The organism is Enterococcus sp. DIV1937 (genome assembly GCF_050535975.1).
Classification (GTDB): Bacteria; Bacillota; Bacilli; order Lactobacillales; family Enterococcaceae; genus Enterococcus; species Enterococcus faecalis.
Window position 1 is genome coordinate 1,299,065 of sequence record NZ_CP172909.1, and the last position, 23,438, is coordinate 1,322,502.

Consider the following 23,438-nt stretch of genomic DNA (forward strand, 5'->3'; position numbering starts at 1 on the left):
ATGAGGGTGCAACTACGTACAAATGTGAAACATTTACAAGGGACTCTGATGGTTCCTAGCGACAAATCGATTTCCCATAGAAGTATTATGTTTGGAGCGATTTCTTCTGGAAAAACGACGATTACAAATTTTCTAAGAGGCGAAGATTGTTTAAGTACCTTAGCGGCGTTTCGTTCTTTGGGTGTGAACATTGAAGATGACGGGACGACAATCACCGTTGAGGGGCAAGGATTTGCAGGTTTAAAAAAGGCGAGGAATACAATTGATGTTGGAAATTCAGGGACAACAATTCGTCTGATGCTGGGCATTTTAGCTGGCTGTCCCTTTGAAACGCGCCTAGCTGGTGATGCGTCTATTGCCAAACGACCGATGAATCGTGTGATGCTTCCTTTAAACCAAATGGGAGCGGAATGTCAAGGGGTTCAGCAAACGGAGTTTCCGCCAATTTCTATTCGCGGGACTCAAAATTTGCAACCGATTGACTACACAATGCCTGTTGCAAGTGCTCAAGTTAAATCGGCTATTTTATTCGCCGCTTTGCAAGCCGAGGGCACTTCTGTAGTGGTTGAGAAAGAAAAGACACGTGATCATACAGAAGAGATGATTCGACAATTTGGTGGGACACTTGAAGTAGACGGTAAAAAAATTATGTTAACTGGACCGCAACAATTAACAGGTCAAAATGTGGTAGTTCCTGGTGATATCTCTTCTGCAGCTTTCTTTTTAGTTGCGGGTTTAGTAGTCCCAGATAGCGAGATACTTCTGAAAAATGTTGGCTTAAATCAAACGCGGACAGGTATTTTAGATGTGATTAAAAACATGGGTGGTTCCGTCACTATTTTAAATGAAGATGAGGCCAATCACTCTGGCGATTTACTTGTAAAAACGAGTCAATTAACAGCTACAGAGATTGGTGGCGCTATTATCCCACGTTTAATTGATGAGTTACCGATTATTGCTTTGTTAGCTACTCAGGCTACTGGCACGACAATCATTCGAGATGCAGAAGAATTGAAAGTCAAAGAAACCAATCGGATTGATGCAGTAGCGAAAGAATTAACAATTTTAGGCGCCGACATCACGCCTACTGATGATGGCTTAATTATACATGGACCAACTTCTTTACATGGTGGAAGAGTTACCAGTTATGGGGATCATCGTATCGGGATGATGTTACAAATTGCTGCATTACTTGTAAAAGAAGGCACTGTTGAATTAGATAAGGCTGAAGCAGTTTCAGTTTCTTATCCAGCATTTTTTGACGACTTAGAACGTTTAAGTTGTTAACGAAGGAGGATAACGAACCATGGAAAGCATTGTTTTAATTGGTTTCATGGGTGCGGGTAAAACAACTATCGGCCAAAGTTTGGCCAATAAACTAAAGATGCCTCATCTTGATTTAGATACAGCGTTAATTGAAAAAATAGGACGCTCAATTCCTGACTATTTCGAAAAATATGGTGAAGCAGCTTTCCGAGAACAGGAAACCCAACTTTTAAAGGAGCTGTCAAAAAATACAGCCGTCCTTTCAACTGGGGGCGGGATTGTTGTCGGACCAGAAAATCGTAGCTTATTAAAATCTTTTCAGCAAGTGATTTATTTACATGCGACACCAGAAGAGCTGTTAAAAAGAATCAAAGAAGATACTGAAAACCAACGACCCTTAGCTATAGAACGTTCTTCAAAAGAAATCATTGCTTTGTTTGAGTCTCGTAAAAATTTTTACGAAGAATGTGCGAAGATGACAATTGATACGACCAATCGCTCACCAGAAGAAATTATCAATGAAATTCTGCAACAATTAAAGGAGTAGAGAAACGATGAAAGTTGGTTATTTAGGTCCGATTGGTTCCTTTACGTACAGTGCAACGTTGGCTGCTTTTCCTGATGCTACGTTGATACCGTACGCATCGATTCCAGCTTGCTTGAAAGCAATTGAACAGCAAGAAGTGGCATGTAGTATTATCCCAATAGAAAACACGATTGAAGGAACTGTTAACGCATCGATAGATTATTTGTATCATCAAGCGCAGTTACCTGTCCAAGCAGAGTTAGTTTTACCGATTCAACAACAATTAATGGTGGCAAAAGAGAATCAAGCGATCTGGCAACAAAGTCAGAAAATTTTATCACATCCGCAAGCATTAGCTCAATCGCAGATGTTTCTAGAGAAAAACTTTCCAGAAGCGATTTTAGAAGCAACACCTTCAACAGCTTACGCCGCCAAATACATTGCAGAACATCCAGAATTACCTTTTGCAGCTATTGCACCAAAACTTTCTGCGGAAATGTATGATTTGACCATTGTTGAAAAAAATATACAAGATTTATCGGTAAATCAAACCCGATTTTGGGTTCTTGGTTCTGAAAATTTAGCGATTTCTTTCCCGCTATCTGAGAAAAAAATAACGCTGGCGATTACGATGCCAAGTAATGTTCCTGGCTCTTTACACAAAGCATTAAGCGTGTTCAGTTGGCGAGGGATTAATCTTAGCAAAATAGAATCGCGGCCGTTGAAAACAAAGCTCGGAGAGTACTTCTTTTTAATGGACTTAGTGAAAGATCAACCAGAAAAATTAATTGAAGCAGCTTTAACAGAACTGGAACTGATTGGCGCAGAAATAAAAATTTTAGGGGATTACCCGATCTATGTTTTGTCCACACTTTAAAGAGTTAAAAATGAAAATGAAGCTTACTTATTAGATAAAGTGAGTTTCATTTTTTATTAAATTACATATTTGTAATAGGAATTTCCTGCGAAATGAGGTATCCTAAGAAAGGTGATAAAACACAGAGGTAAAGGAGTGACACGATGAGTCGTGTAGATCGTTATAAACATATTCATGAAAAATCGAGACCAGCAGAGCATAAAAAGACCTTTAATCCCCGAAAATCAATGGGTGAACATAGAGAAGAAGAACCAGAAGAACTAGCTGAAAGCCTTCAAGAGACAGTTTACGAAGACAGCTATACTGAGGACAGTCGCAGAAGTGAGAGGCGACATCAAACAGATTCAGGTGGTGGCAACGGTTCTGACCAACCACCCCGCGGAAAAAAAGACAAGAAACCAAAAAAGAAACGTAAAAAATCAAAAACAAAACGCTTTTTCAAATGGCTAGTAATCCTATTGATTCTGTTATTTGCCTATAGTACAGTCATGTTTTTAAAAGGAAAATCTGCAGCAGAACATGATGACTCGTTGCCTCAAGAAAAAGTAGAAACATTTAATGGTGTCAAAAGTAGCAACGGGGCTAAGAATATTTTAATTCTTGGCAGCGATACACGTGGGGAAGATGCTGGACGAGCCGACACAATAATGGTTCTCCAACTAAATGGACCATCAAAAAAACCGAAATTAATTTCATTTATGCGTGATACATTCGTGGACATTCCTGGTGTCGGGCCGAATAAAATTAATGCCGCATACGCTTATGGCGGTGCTGAATTGGTTCGTGAAACGTTAAAACAAAACTTTAATTTAGATACGAAATATTATGCTAAGGTAGATTTCCAATCATTTGAAAAAATTGTTGACTCTATGTTTCCAAAAGGTGTCAAAATCGATGCAGAAAAATCACTGAATTTAGATGGTGTTGATATTGAAAAAGGGCAACAGGTCATGGATGGACATGTCTTACTTCAATACGCTCGCTTTAGGATGGATGAAGAAGGCGACTTTGGTCGGGTTCGTCGCCAACAACAAGTTATGTCAGCTGTAATGAGCCAAATGAAAAACCCAATGACTTTATTAAGAACCCCAGAATCACTTGGGAAATTAGTCGGCTATATGTCGACAGATGTGCCTGTTAGTTTCATGTTAACGAATGGACCATCATTGTTGATTAAAGGAAAAGCAGGGGTTGAGTCATTATCGGTTCCGGTACCAGATTCTTGGAATTTTGGTGAATCCTCTTATGCAGGCAGTATTTTAGAAGTAGATGAACAAAAAAATGCTGACGCCATCGAAAAATTCCTGAACGAATAAGGAAAGCATTTTAAAATATCCTTTTTTATGCTATATTAGAAACAACGTGGAAAATTAGTGAAACGAGGTTACAAAATGAAAATTGCTATTGTGACAGATAGTACAGCTTATTTACCCGAGCGCATTAAAGATCATCCGAATCTTTTTGTAATTCCCATCCCAGTCATTTTAGATGGAAAAATATACAACGAAGGCATTGACATTGAAGCAGATGAATATTATGCATTGCTAAATAATAGTAAAGAATTTCCGACGACTTCACAACCTGCTTTAGGAGAAGTGTTAGAGCTTTACAAATCAATCGCTGAACAAGGGTACGACACCATCATCAGCATTCATCTTTCTTCAGGAATCTCTGGTTTTGTTCATACATTGCACGGACTTACCGATGAAATCCCAGGCGTTGCTTTGTATCCATATGACTCAAAAATTACAAGTATGCCAATGGGACACATGGTAGAAGCTGCTTTAGATTTAACAGAAGAAAAAGCCAGCTTAGAAGAAATTTTTGCCAAATTAGATTTAATTCGTGACAATACGTATGCATATCTAATTGTAGAAGATCTGAACAACTTAGTTCGTGGCGGTCGCTTAACGAATGGCGCAGCCTTGATTGCTGGACTATTGAAGATTAAACCTATCTTGACTTTTGAAGATGGAAAGATTGTATTATTTGAAAAAATCCGTTCAACAAAGAAAGCTTTTGCTCGTGCAGAAAAGATTATTGGTGAACGAAACGCAGGGATTGAAGCACCAGTTAAACTGTACGTGATTCATGCCAATAACCGCATCGTTGCTGAAAAAGAACAAGCAAAATTACAAAAGCTATACCCAAATGCAGAAATTGAAATCGGTCATTTTGGTCCAGTTATCGGGACCCACCTAGGGGAAAAAGCAATTGGTTTAGCGATTTCAGCTCAATAATAAAAGATGAGACAAAAGTAAACTACTTCTGTCTCATTTTTTATTCTATTATTTTATCGTTCGCTGCTGTTACTCAGCCGAATACTTTTTGTTTATAAGAAAATGTAAAATTACTCCTTTTTATTAGAAAATATCTTGCAAATTAAGCAATTCCTTACAAAGTAATGTATACTAAGGAAGAGGAGGCGGTTAAATGAAAAGAAATATAGCCTTGTTGCAAAGCGAAAAAATGAAAAAAGTTCAAGCTTTAGCAAACTACTACCAAGAATCAATTGACTTACCGCCTGGAAAAAACCGTGAGGCGGTTATCAAAAAGATTAACGAATCAAAAAAAGAAATTAAAGAAATAAATGATATATTAACAGATATTCAAAAGAAAAAGAAATAAAGGAGTCGTTTGTGATTATCGATGGATTTACGTTATTGCTATTTTTATTTGTCGTCGTTATGTATGGTTACTTTTACTTCGTACGTAAAAGTATTGTAATTCCGGCTGCAAAACATCCTACAACAAAATATTTAGTTGCTTTTTTTAGTTTAATGATTCTGGCCAATGCATTTTCGGCAGGAGATAAAATTGAAATGATTCGAAGTGTGTTATATATTTTGATTATCTTCAGTTTTCTTTACGATGCAAGAGGTTTTGCGGAGGACTGTATTATTACGCATCCTTTTGACAATCGGGGCACGGCCTTTAAAGATATCGAAAAGATTGTCCTTGTTCAAAAGTCGAACGGTATTCGTTTAGGGTATTTAAAAAAAGGCAGAAGAGGGGTGGTTTTACGCTTTTCTGCGCCACTAGAAGAAATGGTTCTTTTTCTTTCAACACGGATGAATGAAGAGGCAGAAATTGATATTATTGTTAATGAAGATTAACCATGTTCAGCTCCTAGAAATCAGCTTTTCCCGCGTTAAGTTTTGTCTGAATTTCTTTTGAAAAAAAGAAAGCAATTTTGCTTGTACTTTTGGTAAAATTTGTTATAATTAGTCAGATTAAATTTTGGAAGGAAGTTGTTTCGGTGAGTGAAGAATTTGAAAAGTGTGTCGCTGACTTGAAAAAGAAATATCAAGCAATCCCTGAAGAAAAACGACAACACTTTGCAGAACGTATGCAAAAGAAAAATTTCTTACGCTACAAAAAAATTGAATTAATTAAAGGAGAACTTCTTCGTTTAGAAGCACGACGCGCTCAATTGGAACTTTGCGAACGCAGTTCTGAGTTAGAAGAAGTTGAAAAGAAAATTATTCTTAAAAAGAAAAAATTACTTAAATGTTTTGATCGGTAAGTCAATAAAAATTTAATATAGAAGGGAATGATAGGATGGAATTTACCTTTCTAATCATTGTTTTTGCACTGTCTATTACCTTCTCAAACATATTCAACCGGATTGTTCCCGTCATTCCGCTGCCAATTGTGCAAATTATTGTAGGCATTCTAATTGGTTTAACTAAAATGGGGCAGGAAATTGAATTTGAGCCTGAAGTGTTTTTAGTAATGATTATTGCACCGCTTTTATTTAGAGAAGGGGAGCTAATCAATCTGAAAGCAATGATGAAAAATTTCGGGATGATTCTTTTCTTGGCCTTTTTTGGTGTGTTAATTACCTTAGTCGGAGTCGGATGGACCCTGCATATGATTTTGCCTACTTTACCATTAGCCGCTTGCTTCGCTTTTGGAGCGGCTCTAGGACCAACGGATGCGGTGGCGGTAGGTTCGTTATCAGGACGAATTGACATTCCTGAACGTTCGATGAACATTTTATCTGGTGAAGGGCTCATTAATGATGCATCAGGCGTTACAGCCTTTCAATTTGCGTTAGCGGCTTTATTAACGGGGTCATTTTCGCCGGTGGAAGCGGCAGGGACCTTGGTTATTTCCAGTATTGGTGGAGCGGTAGTCGGAATCGTGTTAGTTTTATTAAAACAGCAAATTGTTCATTTGCTTGAAACCGCAGTGGCAAAAGATGTTACAGGCTACTTGTTGATTGAATTACTCTTGCCATTTATTGCTTATTTAATTTCAGAGTTGATTGGCGTTTCTGGAATTATTGCTGCTGTGATTGCTGGAATTATGCAAGCATCTAGTTTGAAAAAAGTTTCGCTTTTTGAAGCAGAGCTGTCAAATGTTGGCGAAAGTATTTGGAGTATGATTGAGTTCACTTTAAATGCCTTAGTTTTCTTATTCTTAGGAATTGAACTTTCTCAAGTGTTTTCGCCAATTTGGATTGACCAACAATATTCAAACTGGTTCCTACTAATGGTTGTTCTAATTATTAGCGCCGTTGTCTTTTTGATTCGTTTCTTAGCCATTTTCAGTGTTTACACGCTTCAACATGGCCTTAAGAAAGTTAAAAACGCAATGAATGAAATGCTGATTTTAACTTTTGGCGGTGTTAAAGGAACAGTGAGTTTAGCCACCATCTTTATTTTGCCAACAGCGATTAACGGCGAGCATTTTAAAGAACGACCGTTATTACTATTCATTACGGCTTGTGTTATTTTGGTGACTCTGATTGGCGGGATTCTAGTTTTACCATTTTTAACTGATTCAGAGACGGAAGTGGAAAATGAAGAGTCAGTCGAAATTGATTTATTACGTGATGTCATTGATGTCTTAAAACAGCAAAATGAAGAGAATCCTCGTGGTGAAATGAATGCGGTCATTGAAAATTATCAAGATCGTTTAAAAGAATTGTATACCGAGCAGCTAAGTGCGGAACGAAAACAAGAAGTGCAAGAGTTGCGGACGTTAATTGTGTCCATTGAACGGGACGGCTTAGAAGAAAGTCTGAAACAAGGAGAAATTAGTGTCAGAAGTTATCGTATGTATCAACGATTAATTACACGGATGCAACGGTCGATTGCCAAACAATTATTATCGATTGTAGGCTTTTGGTTATTATTTGCTCGACAAATCATTTCGATTCTTTTACATCCTAAGTTATTTTTCAATCGTGGTGAAGCTTCTGAAGAAGAAAAAGAATTACGAAATGAAGAACTAGAAAATATTCGCCAAGTTTTTCTAAGAAATTCTCAAGTTATTCTGAAGAGTTTAGATAATTTGCGCGGTGTCTATGATGATGATTTAATTGATTTCTTCATTGACGGACGCTTGGATTTAGCCCATAAGTTTGAAAAAGGCGAATTTATTGATTCATATATTGTTCATACGGAGACAGACTATGTCAAAGACCTATTATTAGGCTTCCAAGAAGAACGACGGATGATTGATCATTACGAACAATCTGAACGCATTTCAATTATCGAAGCGAACGAGTTACGAAAAAATGTCAATTTATTAGAGAGTTATTCGATTAGCGGCGAAGTGAATAATGTTCCGCTGAAACGATTTGTTAAAAATTTTAATAAAGAATAAGTAATAGTGTATGAGATGAAACCAAGACGATTTTTATCTCATGCACTTTTTTTATAATCCAATTTTTGATACAATAAGCAAGACCAAAATAGAAGGAGTTGGTAGTGTCGGTGAAAGAATTAAAAGTAACAGATTTAACCAAAACATATGGGGAAAAAACACTATTTGATCATCTTTCTTTTTTGATTCATGAAAAAGATCGCATTGGTTTAATTGGGATTAACGGCACAGGGAAAACCAGTTTATTAAATATTATTGCTGGCGTAGATAGCGGTGATGGTGATCTTGCTGCGATTCAGCAGCCAAGTGATTATCAAATTGGGTACCTTTCCCAGAATCAAACATTTGACGAGAATATTACGATTGCAGAAGCCGTGTTTCAGGGAGACAGCCCGATCATAAAAGCAGTCAAAAATTATGAATTAGCGTTAGCTGCTTTAAGTGAGAATGGTTTAGACGAAGGGGTTCAAAGACGTTACACGCAAGCAGAAGAAGCCATGAATAAACAAGATGCTTGGACAGCAGATACCAATGCAAAAATTATTTTACAAAAATTAGGTATTCCCACATTGGAAAAGAAAATAGGTGAGCTTTCTGGTGGGCAGTTAAAACGAGTAAGCTTGGCGCAAGTCTTAATTGAAGCGCCTGATTTACTGTTATTGGATGAACCAACGAACCATCTGGATTATGAAACGATTGAATGGCTGGAAAACTTTTTAAATAACTATCGTGGTGCGGTTTTAATGGTGACCCATGACCGCTACTTTTTAGATCGAGTAACCAATCGGATTTTCGAACTTTCTTTTGGAAAACTGTATGAATACAAAGGAAACTATGAAACGTATGTGATGGAAAAAGCCGAACGTGAACGTGTCGCTGTAGAACAAGAAGAAAAAAGAAAACGCCTCTTCAAACAAGAACTTGCGTGGATGCGAGCAGGCGTTCAAGCACGAGGAACGAAACAGCAAGCAAGAATTGATCGGTTTCAGGATTTAAAAGAAAACTTGCATCAGGTACAAACCAATGGCACCTTAGAAGCAGACTTTGCCACGCAGCGTTTAGGGAAAAAAGTTCTGGAAATCAAGGAAGGAAATTATGCCATTGATCATAAACAGCTTTTGAAAGACTTTAATTTACTCATTCAAGCAAACGATCGAATTGGCATTACTGGTAAAAATGGTGCAGGCAAATCCACGTTATTAAATATTTTAGCTGGACGCATTCCTTTAGAGAGTGGCCTATATAGTATCGGTGAAACCGTCCGAATTGGCTATTATACCCAGCAAAACGAAGAAATGGATCCTAATCAACGGATGATTGCTTATTTGCAAGAAGCAGCAGAAGAAGTGAAACGCAGTGATGGAAGCAGCGTTGGGGTCGCTGAAATGTTAGAGCGCTTTTTATTTCCTCGTTTTATGCATGGCACACTGATTGGCAAACTGTCTGGTGGAGAAAAACGCCGGTTATATCTCTTAAAATTATTAATTAGTCAGCCTAACGTGTTATTATTGGATGAGCCAACCAACGATTTGGACATTGATACGTTGACCATTTTAGAAGATTATATTCAAACGTTCAAAGGAGCGGTAATTGCGGTTTCTCATGACCGTTATTTCTTGGATAAAACAATGGATAAATTGTTAGTTTTTCAAGGAAATGGTCAGATCCTATCATTTTATGGCACGATGAGTGAATATTTGACGAACCAAAAAGAACAAGAAAAGGTCAAAGAAAAACCGCTCAATAAACCATTAAAAGAAGCATCGACAGAAAAGAAAGAAAAAACAAAGCTGACTTATATGGAACAAAAAGAGTGGGCAACAATTGAAGAAGACATCACACAATTAGAAACGAAATTAGAAACATTAACTGAAGAAATGAATCATCAGGGTGATGATTTTGTTCGTTTACAAGAACTACAAGAAGCGGTAACAGCAACGGAACAATTGTTAGAAGAAAAAATGAATCGTTGGGAATACTTGAGTGAATACGCGGATTAAGAGACGGAGGGAATAAGATGGAAGAAGCATACTTAGCGCTAGGAAAAAAGATTTTAGAAGAAGGTCATTTTAAAGAAGACCGTACAGGAACTGGGACGTATAGTTTATTTGGCTATCAAATGCGTTTTGATTTGGCCAAAGGATTTCCCTTACTAACAACCAAACGAGTACCGTTTGGCTTGATTAAAAGTGAGTTATTGTGGTTTTTAAAAGGCGACACGAATATTCGCTATTTGTTAGAGCGAAATAATCATATTTGGGATGAATGGGCGTTCGAACGTTACGTAAAAAGCGCAGATTATCAAGGACCAGACATGACGGATTTTGGGCATCGTGTCTTACAAGATCCAGCATTTGCAGAACAATACAAAGAAGAACATCAAAAATTCTGTGACGCCATTTTAAATGATGCAGAATTTGCAGAAAAATATGGTGAATTAGGGAATATTTATGGTGCACAATGGCGTCACTGGGAAACCAAAGACGGTAGCTTTATTGATCAATTAGCTAATGTGATTGAAATGATTAAAACCAATCCTGATTCTCGTCGTTTAATTGTTTCTGCTTGGAATCCAGAAGATGTGCCTTCAATGGCGTTGCCGCCTTGTCACACTATGTTTCAATTTTATGTAAATGAAGGAAAATTAAGCTGTCAACTTTATCAGCGCAGTGCCGATGTTTTTTTAGGTGTTCCTTTTAACATTGCAAGCTATGCTTTATTGACACATCTGATTGCACATGAAACAGGTTTAGCAGTGGGCGAGTTTGTACACACGCTAGGAGATGCCCACTTATATCAAAATCATGTGGAGCAAATGCAAGAACAATTATCACGAGAAGTTCGTTCTTTCCCAACGCTCGTTTTGAATCCAGACAAGGCTTCTGTTTTTGATTTTGATATGGAAGATATTAAAGTAGAAGGCTATGACCCACATCCAACGATTAAAGCGCCGATTGCCGTATAAAAAAGGAGAGAGAAGCTATGTTAGCAGCCATTTGGGCCCAAGATGAACAAGGCGTGATTGGTAAAGAAGGCAAATTGCCTTGGCATTTACCCAACGACTTGAAATTTTTCAAGGAAAAAACAATTCATAATACATTGGTTTTAGGACGTGCAACTTTCGAAGGTATGGGATGTCGTCCGTTACCAAATCGAACAACGATTGTTCTTACCAGTAATCCGGATTACCAAGCTGAAGGCGTTTTGGTTATGCATTCCGTAGAGGAGATTCTTGCGTATGCTGACAACTATGAAGGTGTGACCGTTATTGGTGGAGGTTCTGTCGTTTTTAAAGAACTGATTCCCGCATGCGATGTCTTATATCGGACGATGATTCATGAAACGTTTGAAGGCGACACCTTCTTTCCAGAAATTGACTGGTCTGTTTGGGAAAAAGTTGCCACTGTTCCCGGCGTCGTGGACGAGAAAAATCTCTATGCACATGACTATGAAACGTATCATCGAAACGATAAATAATAAAATGAAGGGAGGCATGAGCAATGCCGACATTGAAAGAAAAAATTATTCAAGAGAGTCAACGTTTAGGCATCGATAAAATTGGCTTTACTCATGCTGAACCATTTATTGAATTAGAAGATTCTCTGCATGAACAACGAGAGCGAGGATATAACTCGGGGTTTGAACATCAAAATGTGGAAGAACGAATTTACCCAGAAAAAACGTTTGAGCATCCTAAAAGCATTATCTCCATTGCTTTAGCTTATCCCACCAAAGCTCAGGAAAAAATGCCTAGAGATGAAAAGCGTGGCCAATTTGCGCGAGCCTCTTGGGGAATTGATTATCATCACATTTTGCAGGATCGGTTGCAAAAATTAATTGCTTTTATTGAAGAGCAAGCTGCCACTGAAGCAGAAAAAGAACACTGGCGCTTTCGGCCGCAAGTGGATACTGGCGAATATGTCGACACCGCTGTTGCTCAGCGGGCGGGTTTAGGATTCATTGGTAAAAATGGTCTACTGATTACCGAAGAATTTGGTTCCTTTGTATATTTAGGTGAGGTGACCACCAACATTCAATTTGAGCCAGATGAACCTGTTCCAAACGGTTGCGGTGATTGTACTCGTTGTATCACAGGGTGTCCTACAGGGGCTTTGTTAGGGGACGGTCGAATGAATGCTCAAAAATGTTTGTCTTATCAAACGCAAACAAAAGGCATGATGCCTGAAGAGTATCGAAAAAAAATGCGTAACGTCATTTATGGTTGCGACATTTGTCAGCTGGTTTGCCCTTATAATAAAGGAAAAGATTTTCATTTTCATGAAGAGATGGAGCCAAAGATTGAAGAAGTTTATCCCAAATTGGCACCGTTATTAACTATTTCCAATAAAGAGTTTAAACAGCAATTCGGACACTTAGCAGGCTCTTGGCGTGGTAAAAAACCATTGCAACGGAATGCCTTGATTGCGTTAGCGAATTTGGGCGGCCGTGAAGCTATCCCACAAATTATTCTCTGTTTAAATGATCAGCGTCCTGTCATTCGCGGAACAGCTGCTTGGTCGTTAGGTCAGCTCGCAAAAAGAGAACCTGAGCAAAGTTTAGAAGCTTTAAATTATCTACTTTCTGTAGAAACTGAAGAAGAGGTTATCGAGGAAGCTCAAAAGGCTATTCACTTGTTAACAAGCAAAAAAGGAAGCCGCTCAACGGAGTGACTTCCTTTTTTTATTAAATATGATTGCGATATAAACCAACAACTTTACCTAAAATTGTAACGTTATCTAAAAGAATAGGCGCTAATGCATCATTTTCAGGCTGCAAGCGGATATGATCTACTTCTCGGAAGAATCGTTTACAGGTTGCTTCATCTTCATCGGTCATTGCGATTACGATGTCGCCATTATTGGCATTCGATTGCTTACGAACAATCACTTGGTCGCCATCTAGAATACCTGCGTTAATCATACTTTCTCCTCGAATCGTCAACATAAATAAAGCATTTTCTTCTGTACGTAAATCAGGAGGTAACGGGAAGAAATCTGATGCTTCTTCCACCGCTAAAATTGGTTCACCAGCAGTTACGACACCTAACATCGGAATAGTTGTCGGCTGAATTCCGATCTTTTCCAAGCCTTCTGGTGTTAATTCGATTGCTCGCGGTTTTGTTGGGTCACGTAAGATTAGACCCTTTTTTTCAAGACGAGCTAAATGTCCGTGAACGGTAGAAGTTGAGGATAAATCAACAGCCTTCCCAATTTCGCGAACGGTTGGCGGATAACCCTTTAATTCGACTTGTTCGTATATATATTTAAGTACTTCTAATTGTCTTGTTTCTGTACGTTTCGCCAAAACCCGCACCTTCTTTCAATTGATAAAATTAGTGTACCATAAAATGCGAACGAAATCAAACAAGCGTTCGTGTTTTATAAATATCAGAATATAGTTGTTTTTTTAAGGCAGTTCTTATAATATAGACAGTGAGAGTAAGGAGGGATTTTGATGTTATCGAAAGAAAAAATTGCCCGTATAAATGAATTAGCGAATAAAGCAAAAGTGGAAGAACTTAGTGCGAAAGAAAAAGTCGAACAACAAGAATTACGTAAAGAGTATTTAGAAGCATTTCGTGGAGGGATGCGTCACCATATCGAAGGAATGAAGGTCGTGGATCAAGAAGGGACCGATGTGACTCCTGAAAAACTAAAACAAATTCAACGTGAAAAAGGACTTCACAACAGAAAGTAATTGCTTTCATTGTCGAAATAAGCTACACTATGAATAAAGGTAAAAAAAACCTAAATTAGGAGATGATTTTTTTGTTTGACAAGACAGATCAATTGGGCGTTAATACAATCCGGACATTAAGTATTGAAGCCGTACAAAAAGCGAACTCAGGACATCCTGGTTTACCAATGGGTGCTGCCCCAATGGCGTATGCACTTTGGACAAAACATTTAAAGGTGAACCCAACAACTTCTAGAAACTGGGTTGATCGTGATCGTTTTGTACTTTCAGCAGGCCACGGCTCTGCAATGTTGTACAGCTTATTACATCTATCAGGATACAACGTAACAATTGACGATTTGAAAAATTTCCGTCAATGGGATAGTAAAACACCAGGGCATCCAGAAGTGCACCACACAGATGGTGTTGAAGCAACAACGGGACCTCTAGGACAAGGGATTGCTATGGCTGTTGGTATGGCAATGGCTGAAGCGCATTTAGCTGCAACTTATAATCGTGATAGTTTCCCTATTATGGATCATTATACGTACGCAATTTGTGGTGACGGCGATTTAATGGAAGGTGTTTCCCAAGAAGCAAGTTCAATGGCTGGTCATATGAAATTAGGTAAATTAATTGTCTTGTACGATTCAAATGACATCTCATTAGATGGACCAACTTCTAAAGCCTTTACTGAAAATGTTGGGGCTCGTTATGAAGCATACGGATGGCAACATATTTTAGTTAAAGATGGCAATGATTTAGATGAAATAGAGGCTGCGATTGAAGCGGCTAAAGCTGAAACAGATAAACCAACATTGATTGAAGTTAAAACAGTCATTGGTTACGGAGCACCAAAAGAAGGAACTTCTTCCGTTCACGGCGCGCCAATTGGTGAAGAGGGCATTACAGCGGCTAAAGCTGTTTATGGTTGGGAATATCCTGACTTTACTGTGCCAGAGGAAGTCGCTGCTCGTTTTAAAGAAACGATGATTGACGAAGGCCAAAAAGCTGAAGAGACTTGGAATGAGATGTTTAAGAACTATGAACATGCGCATCCAGAATTAGCCAAACAATTTAAAGAAGCTTTTGCCAACCAATTACCTGAAGGTTGGGAACAAGAATTACCTAAATATGAACTAGGAACAAGTGCCGCAAGTCGTGTAACAAGTAAAGAAACGATTCAAGCTATTTCAAAAGTTGTTCCAAGTTTCTGGGGCGGTTCAGCTGATTTATCAGCCTCAAATAATACAATGGTTGCTGCAGAAAAAGATTTCGAACCTGGTCAATACGAAGGCCGTAATATTTGGTTTGGTGTTCGCGAATTTGCAATGGCTGCAGCAATGAACGGGATTCAATTACACGGTGGTAGTCATGTTTATGGCGGGACATTCTTCGTCTTTACTGACTACTTACGTCCAGCAATCCGTTTAGCCGCTTTACAAAAAGTTCCTGTAACTTACGTCTTAACGCATGACTCTGTTGCGGTGGGTGAAGATGGGCCAACACACGAACCAATTGAGCAATTAGCAAGTGTTCGTTGCATTCCAAATGTTCATGTGATTCGTCCAGCAGACGGCAATGAAACTGTTGCTGCTTGGAAAATTGCTATGACTTCTACGGAAACACCAACTATTTTAGTTCTAAGTCGTCAAAACTTACCTGTTTTAGAAGGAACGTTAGAACACGCTTCTGATTCTGTTCAAAAAGGTGCTTATGTATTGTCACCACAAAAAGGTGAACAACCAACAGGGATTTTAATTGCGACTGGTTCTGAAGTAAATCTAGCAGTGGAAGCACAAGCTAAATTAGCGGAAGAAGGCATCGATGTATCTGTCGTGTCAATGCCAAGTTTTGATTTGTTTGAAAAACAATCTGCTGAATATAAAGAAAGTGTGTTACCTAAAGCTGTGACAAAACGTGTGGCAATTGAAGCTGCAGCAAGCTTTGGTTGGGAACGCTATGTAGGAACGGAAGGCAAAACAATTACAATTGATCACTTCGGCGCTTCTGCACCTGGCGGTCTAGTTCTTGAAAAATTCGGCTTTACTCCTGAAAATGTGGTTAATACCTATAAATCACTATAAATAAACATTAAAAAACCTGAATGCTTGTGATAGCATTCAGGTTTTTTTGCTCCATTTCTTTTTGGGAGCAAAGAGCATAAAGTGAAAAAATAATGCGAACAATTGGAACCCAATACCAGTTAAAGTAACACCAGACCAACCATAGTTTTGCCACATTAATGTACCAATCAATGAACCCAGTGAACCGCCGATGAAATAGAAAAACATAAAGACGGTATTGTTACGATTGCTGGCTTCTTCTCCCAAATTTTGGACGCGTGTTTGATTGGCTACTTGCCCAAATTGAGTACCGATATCTAAAACAATAATTGCTAAGATTAGTAAGACCACATGTGTTCCACCTAGAAAAAGTAAGATAAAACTACCGAACTGCATCAACAGGCCAATCAAAACAATCTTCCGCTCTGGATAATAATCGGATAGACGACCAATGATGGGTGCTACGAATGCTCCCGATAAACCAAAAATTGCTAAAATACCGACTTCTTTCGGTCCCCAATAATAAGCTGGACTACTAACAAAGAAAATTAATGTAGACCAAAAGATTGAAAAGGTTGCAAACATAAAAAAGCCATTGACAGTTGCTTCTCTTAACAAAGGTTGCGCTTTGATTAGCTTAGGAAGACTTTTCAAAGAACCTAAATAAGTTAATCGATTTGAAGTTTGAGTATGTATCACTGTTTTGGGCAATTTTAATTGAAGTAGAACGACCAATGCTAACACGAATATTACGGCGATTAGGTAGACTGTTCGCCAAGAAGCTGCACTAGCAATGAAACCCGAGATCGTTCGAGACAATAAAATTCCTGTCAATAGTCCGCCCAGCATTCGACCTGTTACTTTACCACGGTTCGCTGGTCCCGCCATGACCGCAGCATAAGGAATAATAATTTGGGCGACAATAGAGAGCAGCCCGATAAAAAAAGAAGAGAGTGCAAAAAGGAGAAAACTTGGTGCAAAAAACGCAGCACTTAGAGACAGCGAGGAGAGCGCGGCTACTCGAATGATTAATTTGCGACGATCAACGACATCGCCTAATGGAACAAGAAAAAGTAAGCCTAGCGCATAGCCTAATTGGGTCAGCATAGTAACAAAACCAATAGAACCAATACTGACTTGAAAGGCCTGAGCAATTTGGGTGCCAATTGGTTGAATATAATACATATTGGCGACCACGACCCCGCAAGTTAACGCTAATAAAAACGTCACTTGATTTGTTAAACCCGATTGTTGTTTCTTCATCTAACCACCTACATTTCTATGTAATTCATTTTGTAATACAACAACTACTCGGCAATAGTTGTTTTGATTACAAAAACAGACTTCTCTTATAAAGTTTGTTCAAAAAGTGACAAGTCCATTAAAAATTTTATCACAATAAATAAAGAAAAGTAAGAGGATAAATAACAAAAATCTCATCAAATTGAAAAGAAGAAGTGGTTGTTTTCACAAGTGTGAAGAGGGTTAATTAAATACAAACAAGATTTCAATTACATTACAGAAATTTTAAAACTCAAAATTTAATACGTTTATTTCTTGTTTCAATAGGAAATTAACGGTAAAATAGAAAAGTGAGACAGTGAGGAGGAAAAATGAATGAGCGAACAGTTAACAAGAAGTAGTAAACATATTCAAAAAGCTCTTAAAAAGCAAAAAGCTTATAAACGTGCTACCGCCGTTGCGGGGACTTCAATGATTTTAGCACCTGTGGTTGGTGCTGCGGTACCTGCCCAAGCAGAATCAAGCCAGCAAGCATTTATTAATGAAATCGGAAATTCAGCAGCAGCCGTTGCCAATAGCAATGATATGTATGCTTCCGTCATGATTGCTCAAGCGTTGCTAGAAAGTAGTTATGGTAGTTCTGGGTTAGCATCTGCACCGAACTATAACTTGTTTGGTGTAAAAGGAAGTTATAATGGACAATCTGTTTATATGCCAACAAAAGAATATTTAGACGGACAATGGGTGACCGTCACAGCAGCATTTAGAAGTTATAATTCTTATGCGGAATCGTTCCAAGATCATGCCAATGTTATTCGTTCCACTGCTTTTGGGGATACATACCATTATTCAGGCGTTTGGAAGAGTAATACTAGCAGTTATCGCGATGCAACAGCCGCTTTAGCTGGAAGTTATGCAACTGATCCAGGCTATGCCGAAAAATTGAATTGGTTAATTGAAGCATATAATTTAACTCAATATGATTGGGGAGCACCAGTCGCTCAAACCACTAGTTATTCAGATACAACGGGAACCGTTGATACAACAATCGATACAGCGGCTTCTGCAACAGCAACAGCAGAAACTGTAGCTAGTCAAAGTTACACTGTCGCAAACGGCGACACATTGTGGGACATTGCTGCACGTTTTGGAACGACAGTTGATAATTTAATGTCACTAAATGGATTAACATTGGATTCTGTTTTATCGGTGGGTCAAACCATCCAAATCGGTTAATTTTGCAATTATTTAGTTGAAGAAGGACCTTACAAAAGCGACAGTTTTTGTAAGGTCTTTTATCGTGAAAATAGGTAGGGCTAGCAGCAATTATTTGATGAGCATAATCCGTTTTTTTATTTAATTTTTCACAAACTAAAATTCGTTTTTCTGGTAGAAATCGTTTTTTTGAGCTATGCTTAGAGAAAGAATTATTATATTGTTTGTAAAATTGGAGGATGTAGGATTATGACTAAAGGTTATGTAAAATCAGTAACAGAGTTAATTGGTCAAAGCCCAGTTGTGAAATTAAAACGGATGGTACCAGAAGGAGCTGCAGATGTTTTTGTTAAACTAGAGTTCTTTAATCCTGGTGGCAGTGTGAAAGATCGAATTGCTTTAAGCATGATCCAACAAGCCGAAGCAGATGGTCGCCTAAAACCTGGACAAACGATTATTGAGCCGACTAGTGGTAATACAGGCATTGGGTTAGCAATGGTAGGTGCTGCGTTGGGATATCCAGTTAAGATTGTGATGCCAGATACTATGAGTATTGAACGCCGCAAATTAATGCAAGCATATGGGGCTGATTTATTATTAACCCCTGGTGCCGAAGGAATGAAAGGGGCAATTGCAAAAGCCACAGCATTAGCAGAAGAACACGGATACTTCATGCCTTTGCAATTTAATAATCCAGCTAATCCAATGGTACATGAACAAAAAACAGGAAAAGAAATTGTTGATGTCTTTGGTAAACGTGGCTTAGATGCGTTTGTTTCTGGTGTTGGCACTGGAGGAACCGTTACAGGAGTTGGCCATGAATTGAAACGGATTTTTCCAGACATTGAAATTGTTGCAGTAGAACCAACGGAGTCGCCTGTTTTAGAAGGTGGCGAACCAGGTCCACATAAAATCCAAGGAATAGGCGCTGGTTTTGTCCCAGAAGTTTTAGACACCACCGTTTATCAAAAAGTTGCCGCTGTTTCTAGTGAAGACGCATTAGAAACTGCTCGTTTAATGGGGCCAAAAGAAGGCATCCTTGTGGGGATCTCAGCAGGGGCAGCAATTAAAGCTGCCATTGATTTGGCAGTTGAATTAGGCGCAGGCAAACGTGTCTTAGCGCTGGTTCCGGATAACGGCGAACGTTATCTTTCGACAGCTCTTTACGAATTTCCAGAATAAAAAACACGCCAAAAAACGAGCATTTCTCTTAGTTTAGTAAAATGCTCGTTTTTTCCACGAGAATCCTACAATAATTCTTGTCAATCGTAATAAGAAATAGTATTATTTAAGAAAGATAGACAGGGGAGGGATACAAAGATGGACAACGTATTGGTTAAAAATGCACTTGCTGAATTAAAAGAAGCCAATATCCGAATTACTCCGCAACGTTATGCTATCTTGGAATATTTAATCGAAAATCATACACACCCAACAGCTGATGAAATTTATCGCGCACTAGAAGATCATTTTCCAAATATGAGTGTAGCAACGGTTTACAACAATCTACGTTTATTTACTGAAATCGGTTTCGTTCAAGAAATGAGTTATGGCGATGCATCTAGTCGTTTTGATTTTAGTTCGAAGAAACATTATCACGTGATTTGTCAAAAATGTGGTAAAATCGTTGATTTTTATTATCCAGGGTTAGAGGACGTTGAAATGGCCGCTAGTAAATTAACAGGCTTCGAAATTAATGAACATCGTTTAGAATTATATGGATTATGTCCAGATTGCCAACAAGCACAACAGGAGAATGTGTAAAAAATTACATACTGTTAAAAATTTATCAAAAGATAAGTCACTTGTCTAGGCAAATTTCACAAGCGTAAGAGTTTTCACTCTTATGCTTGTTTTTTTGTGTGGTTATTGACTTTTAAATTCTTAAAAACAAAAAATTAACTAGCTATTATTAAGAATTAGCAACAGTTTGTGAATTTTTTTATATGCGATTCACAAGCATAGAACTCGAATAAGCTTGATTCCTCTGATATATTTTAAACAGACAGAGGGAGACGTCACCTCTGCAAAACAAAGATTGTGAAAGAAGGGATTTACAACATGAAAGTCGTAGTCGTAGGATGTACCCATGCTGGAACTTCAGCAGTTAAAAGTATTTTAGCAAATCACCCGGAGGCGGAAGTCACTGTATATGAAAGAAATGACAATATTTCCTTCCTATCTTGCGGAATTGCCTTGTACGTTGGAGGCGTAGTTAAAAATGCTGCTGATTTATTTTATTCAAATCCAGAAGAACTGGCTTCTTTAGGAGCAACAGTGAAGATGGAACACAATGTTGAAGAAATCAACGTGGACGACAAAACTGTTACAGCGAAAAACTTACAAACGGGCGCAACTGAGACCGTTTCTTATGATAAATTAGTGATGACAACTGGTTCTTGGCCAATTATTCCACCAATTCCAGGAATTGATGCTGAAAATATTTTATTATGTAAGAACTATTCACAAGCCAACGTGATCATCGAAAAAGCGAAAGATGCCAAACGTGTCGTTGTCGTTGGTGGCGGTTATATTGGTATTGAATTAGTAGAAGCTTTTGTAGAATCAGGTAAACAAGTTACTTTAGTTGACGGGTTAGACCGCATTTTAAATAAATATTTAGATAAGCCATTCACAGATGTTCTAGAAAAAGAATTAGTTGATCGTGGCGTTAATTTAGCTTTAGGTGAAAATGTCCAACAATTCGTAGCAGATGAGCAAGGAAAAGTAGCAAAAGTCATTACACCAAGTCAAGAATTCGAAGCAGATATGGTGATTATGTGTGTTGGTTTCCGTCCAAATACAGAATTATTAAAAGATAAAGTTGACATGTTACCAAATGGTGCAATTGAAGTCAATGAGTATATGCAAACAAGCAATCCTGATATTTTTGCTGCGGGTGATAGTGCAGTTGTTCACTACAACCCAAGTCAAACAAAAAATTATATCCCATTAGCAACGAATGCTGTTCGTCAAGGTATGCTAGTAGGTCGTAATTTGACTGAACAAAAATTGGCTTATCGTGGCACACAGGGAACTTCTGGCTTATATTTATTCGGTTGGAAAATTGGTTCAACAGGTGTGACAAAAGAAAGTGCCAAATTAAACGGACTAGATGTCGAAGCAACTGTTTTCGAAGATAACTATCGTCCAGAGTTTATGCCAACAACTGAAAAAGTTCTGATGGAATTAGTCTATGAAAAAGGAACACAACGCATTGTTGGTGGTCAATTGATGTCTAAATATGATATCACACAATCTGCCAATACTTTATCATTAGCGGTCCAAAATAAAATGACTGTCGAAGATTTAGCGATTTCTGATTTCTTCTTCCAACCACATTTTGATCGCCCTTGGAACTACTTAAACTTATTAGCCCAAGCCGCTTTAGAAAATATGTAATTAATAATGATAGAAAAAGGATGAAGAACAGAAGTTCTTCATCCTTTTTGTTAGTCACTAAGCGCTCCAGTTGTTTGGTTCATTAATGCCATTAATTGCTCTTTCGTTGTTCGTTTGATAGAAAGAGGGGGGAGATTATCTAAAGAAAAATAAGCACAATTCGAGGTTTCAATGTTTTTTTCAAAGGGATGATTTTCTAAAATCTCACAAGAAAAGATCATTTTATAGTACTGAAATAGTTGAGGAATGTCTTTTCGTTTATCTGTATCATAAACAGCAAGCAATTCTTTTGCTGTAACAACTAAGCCAGTTTCTTCCAATACTTCTTTTTCAATATTTTCTTTAGGGGAGCAGCCAATTTCGGCATAGCCACCAGGTAATGACCATTCTTTGGTCCGTAAATCTTCAACTAATAAAAAACGATTCTCTTTTTTTATTAAACCGCGAACATCTACTTTCGGTGTTGGATAACCTTCCTCTTTAGTTAAGATTTTTTCTAAGTCGGGCAAAACAGCCGCTTCGTGTCCGGTTGTGCTAATAAGTTGTAACGTAAGTTCTCGTAGTTCTTGGTAACGTTCTTGATCAAAAGCATCTTTCCCGTAAAAAAGACCTGCATCTGCCAATGCTAGCAACCGCTTATAGGTGTTCAGATAATCCATATACGCACGCTCCTCATAGACTTAATACGTTTAGTTTAACAGAAAAAAACAAAGGAAGGGCAGATTTAGCGAGAAAAGGCGTCGTTTTAAGGAAATAATAAAGAATAAATGACTAACTTACATTTTTAAACTACCTATGCTATTATTTAATAAAAAAGATTGGGTATACAATAATTTTGTTATGTAAACAAAGCAAAAAGATTGACGTCATTCGCTAGACAGGTTAATATCATACTATTCGTTTTTACGAATCATTGGGTTTTAAGCGCCTTGAGGTTTTTCCGACATTATGGGACGCTTGGAATCCTTGTTTAATTTTAATTAAACAGTTGATTTAATCTACAAAGGAGTTTTAGTATGTCAGTATTTATTAGAGAGTGTACCGTCGCAGACGTACCAGAATTAGAGGCCATTTGCCAAGAGACTTTTGCAGATACTTATGGAGATGGCGAAAACGAAAAGGATTTACAGGCACATTATGAGAGGAAATTTAGTCCAGCAGTTTTAGAAAGCGAAATCTTACATAAAGATTCGCAATATTTCTTTGCTTTTTATAATAATGAACTTGCAGGTTATGTGAAATTAAATCACGGTGATGCTCAGATTACCTATCAACATCCACAAGCGTTACAAGTTGAGCGCATTTATATTCGTAAATCTTTTAAGCGTTTAGGCTTAGGCAAACATTTGATTACGAAAGCAATTGAATTAGCGGAAGAAGCAGAAAAAGAGACGGTTTGGTTAGGTGTTTGGGAACATAATCATCCAGCGCAAAAATTTTATCAATCATTGGGCTTCGTCAAAACAGATGAACATGATTTTTATATGGGAAATGAACGCCATACCGATTATACAATGACGAAACAGTTAAAAGAGTCAACGTAAAGCAAAAA

At 37.9% G+C, this 23,438-nt stretch carries 23 protein-coding genes and 1 pseudogene; 21 read left to right on the forward strand and 3 right to left on the reverse strand.

The window, feature by feature from the left end:
- From aroA to queG, 13 genes are all read left to right on the forward strand, one after another.
- Positions 1–1,287 carry a 3-phosphoshikimate 1-carboxyvinyltransferase gene (gene aroA / locus IGL13_RS06305; protein WP_002378283.1) on the forward strand — a complete coding sequence of 429 codons (1,287 nt, stop codon included), beginning with the start codon at positions 1–3 and terminating at the stop codon, positions 1,285–1,287.
- Between the two features lie 19 nt (positions 1,288–1,306).
- Positions 1,307–1,813 (forward strand): shikimate kinase, encoded by a 507-nt coding sequence (locus IGL13_RS06310; RefSeq protein ID WP_002366687.1) that lies wholly within the window; start codon positions 1,307–1,309, stop codon positions 1,811–1,813.
- Between the two features lie 7 nt (positions 1,814–1,820).
- Positions 1,821–2,669 carry a prephenate dehydratase gene (gene pheA, locus IGL13_RS06315; RefSeq protein WP_002377412.1) on the forward strand — a complete coding sequence of 283 codons (849 nt, stop codon included), beginning with the start codon at positions 1,821–1,823 and terminating at the stop codon, positions 2,667–2,669.
- Between the two features lie 143 nt (positions 2,670–2,812).
- Positions 2,813–3,985, forward strand: a complete 1,173-nt coding sequence (locus IGL13_RS06320) for an LCP family protein (RefSeq protein ID WP_002374848.1) — start codon at positions 2,813–2,815, stop codon at positions 3,983–3,985.
- A gap of 75 nt (positions 3,986–4,060) precedes the next feature.
- Positions 4,061–4,909, forward strand: a complete 849-nt coding sequence (locus IGL13_RS06325; RefSeq protein ID WP_002382324.1) for a DegV family protein — start codon at positions 4,061–4,063, stop codon at positions 4,907–4,909.
- Between the two features lie 193 nt (positions 4,910–5,102).
- A complete protein-coding gene (locus tag IGL13_RS06330) occupies positions 5,103–5,297 on the forward strand; it encodes a hypothetical protein (protein WP_002357574.1) in 195 nt (64 codons plus the stop codon).
- Between the two features lie 11 nt (positions 5,298–5,308).
- Positions 5,309–5,785 carry a hypothetical protein gene (locus IGL13_RS06335; protein WP_002357573.1) on the forward strand — a complete coding sequence of 159 codons (477 nt, stop codon included), beginning with the start codon at positions 5,309–5,311 and terminating at the stop codon, positions 5,783–5,785.
- Positions 5,786–5,862: 77 nt separating this feature from the next.
- Positions 5,863–6,195 carry an ACP phosphodiesterase gene (locus IGL13_RS06340; RefSeq protein WP_002357572.1) on the forward strand — a complete coding sequence of 111 codons (333 nt, stop codon included), beginning with the start codon at positions 5,863–5,865 and terminating at the stop codon, positions 6,193–6,195.
- A 35-nt stretch (positions 6,196–6,230) separates the two neighbouring features.
- Positions 6,231–8,285, forward strand: a complete 2,055-nt coding sequence (locus tag IGL13_RS06345) for a cation:proton antiporter (RefSeq protein WP_194180163.1) — start codon at positions 6,231–6,233, stop codon at positions 8,283–8,285.
- Positions 8,286–8,395: 110 nt separating this feature from the next.
- Positions 8,396–10,285: an ABC-F family ATP-binding cassette domain-containing protein gene (locus IGL13_RS06350; protein ID WP_002378282.1), complete on the forward strand. Its 1,890-nt coding sequence runs from the start codon at positions 8,396–8,398 to the stop codon at positions 10,283–10,285.
- 17 nt (positions 10,286–10,302) lie between these two features.
- Entirely contained in the window at positions 10,303–11,250 is a 948-nt protein-coding gene (locus IGL13_RS06355) for a thymidylate synthase (RefSeq protein WP_002378281.1), read from the forward strand.
- Positions 11,251–11,267: 17 nt separating this feature from the next.
- Positions 11,268–11,762, forward strand: coding sequence for a trimethoprim-sensitive dihydrofolate reductase (dfr, locus tag IGL13_RS06360; protein WP_002357568.1), 495 nt, complete (start codon positions 11,268–11,270; stop codon positions 11,760–11,762).
- 23 nt (positions 11,763–11,785) lie between these two features.
- Positions 11,786–12,955, forward strand: coding sequence for a tRNA epoxyqueuosine(34) reductase QueG (gene queG, locus IGL13_RS06365; RefSeq protein ID WP_002366694.1), 1,170 nt, complete (start codon positions 11,786–11,788; stop codon positions 12,953–12,955).
- A 13-nt stretch (positions 12,956–12,968) separates the two neighbouring features.
- Here the strand turns inward: queG and lexA are convergent, their stop codons facing one another.
- Positions 12,969–13,589, reverse strand: coding sequence for a transcriptional repressor LexA (gene lexA, locus IGL13_RS06370; protein WP_002357566.1), 621 nt, complete (start codon positions 13,587–13,589; stop codon positions 12,969–12,971).
- A gap of 150 nt (positions 13,590–13,739) precedes the next feature.
- Between lexA and IGL13_RS06375 the strand changes: the two genes are divergently transcribed.
- Both IGL13_RS06375 and tkt read left to right on the forward strand, forming a co-directional pair.
- Positions 13,740–13,982, forward strand: a complete 243-nt coding sequence (locus tag IGL13_RS06375) for a DUF896 family protein (protein ID WP_002384502.1) — start codon at positions 13,740–13,742, stop codon at positions 13,980–13,982.
- 71 nt (positions 13,983–14,053) lie between these two features.
- The gene (gene tkt, locus IGL13_RS06380; protein ID WP_002378279.1) at positions 14,054–16,048 is read left to right on the forward strand and encodes a transketolase; all 1,995 of its coding nucleotides are present in this window, start codon (positions 14,054–14,056) and stop codon (positions 16,046–16,048) included.
- Between the two features lie 36 nt (positions 16,049–16,084).
- On the opposite strand, the gene IGL13_RS06385 is transcribed toward tkt, so the two are convergent.
- Entirely contained in the window at positions 16,085–17,290 is a 1,206-nt protein-coding gene (locus IGL13_RS06385) for an MFS transporter (RefSeq protein ID WP_002401500.1), read from the reverse strand.
- Positions 17,291–17,644: 354 nt separating this feature from the next.
- On the opposite strand from IGL13_RS06385, the gene IGL13_RS06390 reads away from it, so the two are divergent.
- The 4 genes from IGL13_RS06390 to IGL13_RS06405 all read left to right on the forward strand — a co-directional run bounded on the left by IGL13_RS06390 (position 17,645) and on the right by IGL13_RS06405 (position 21,886).
- Positions 17,645–18,505, forward strand: a complete 861-nt coding sequence (locus tag IGL13_RS06390; protein WP_002357562.1) for a glucosaminidase domain-containing protein — start codon at positions 17,645–17,647, stop codon at positions 18,503–18,505.
- A gap of 228 nt (positions 18,506–18,733) precedes the next feature.
- Positions 18,734–19,666 (forward strand): cysteine synthase A, encoded by a 933-nt coding sequence (gene cysK / locus IGL13_RS06395; RefSeq protein ID WP_002357561.1) that lies wholly within the window; start codon positions 18,734–18,736, stop codon positions 19,664–19,666.
- Between the two features lie 138 nt (positions 19,667–19,804).
- Entirely contained in the window at positions 19,805–20,248 is a 444-nt protein-coding gene (locus IGL13_RS06400; RefSeq protein ID WP_430604636.1) for a Fur family transcriptional regulator, read from the forward strand.
- Between the two features lie 297 nt (positions 20,249–20,545).
- Entirely contained in the window at positions 20,546–21,886 is a 1,341-nt protein-coding gene (locus tag IGL13_RS06405) for an NADH oxidase (RefSeq protein ID WP_002361833.1), read from the forward strand.
- 50 nt (positions 21,887–21,936) lie between these two features.
- Here the strand turns inward: IGL13_RS06405 and IGL13_RS06410 are convergent, their stop codons facing one another.
- A complete protein-coding gene (locus tag IGL13_RS06410) occupies positions 21,937–22,545 on the reverse strand; it encodes an NUDIX hydrolase N-terminal domain-containing protein (protein WP_002361834.1) in 609 nt (202 codons plus the stop codon).
- A gap of 233 nt (positions 22,546–22,778) precedes the next feature.
- Between IGL13_RS06410 and IGL13_RS06415 the strand changes: the two are divergent.
- A pseudogene (locus IGL13_RS06415) lies at positions 22,779–22,883 on the forward strand (GNAT family N-acetyltransferase); the annotation flags it as partial.
- Between the two features lie 19 nt (positions 22,884–22,902).
- Positions 22,903–23,430, forward strand: coding sequence for a GNAT family N-acetyltransferase (locus IGL13_RS06420; RefSeq protein ID WP_002361836.1), 528 nt, complete (start codon positions 22,903–22,905; stop codon positions 23,428–23,430).
- Positions 23,431–23,438: the final 8 nt, after the last annotated feature.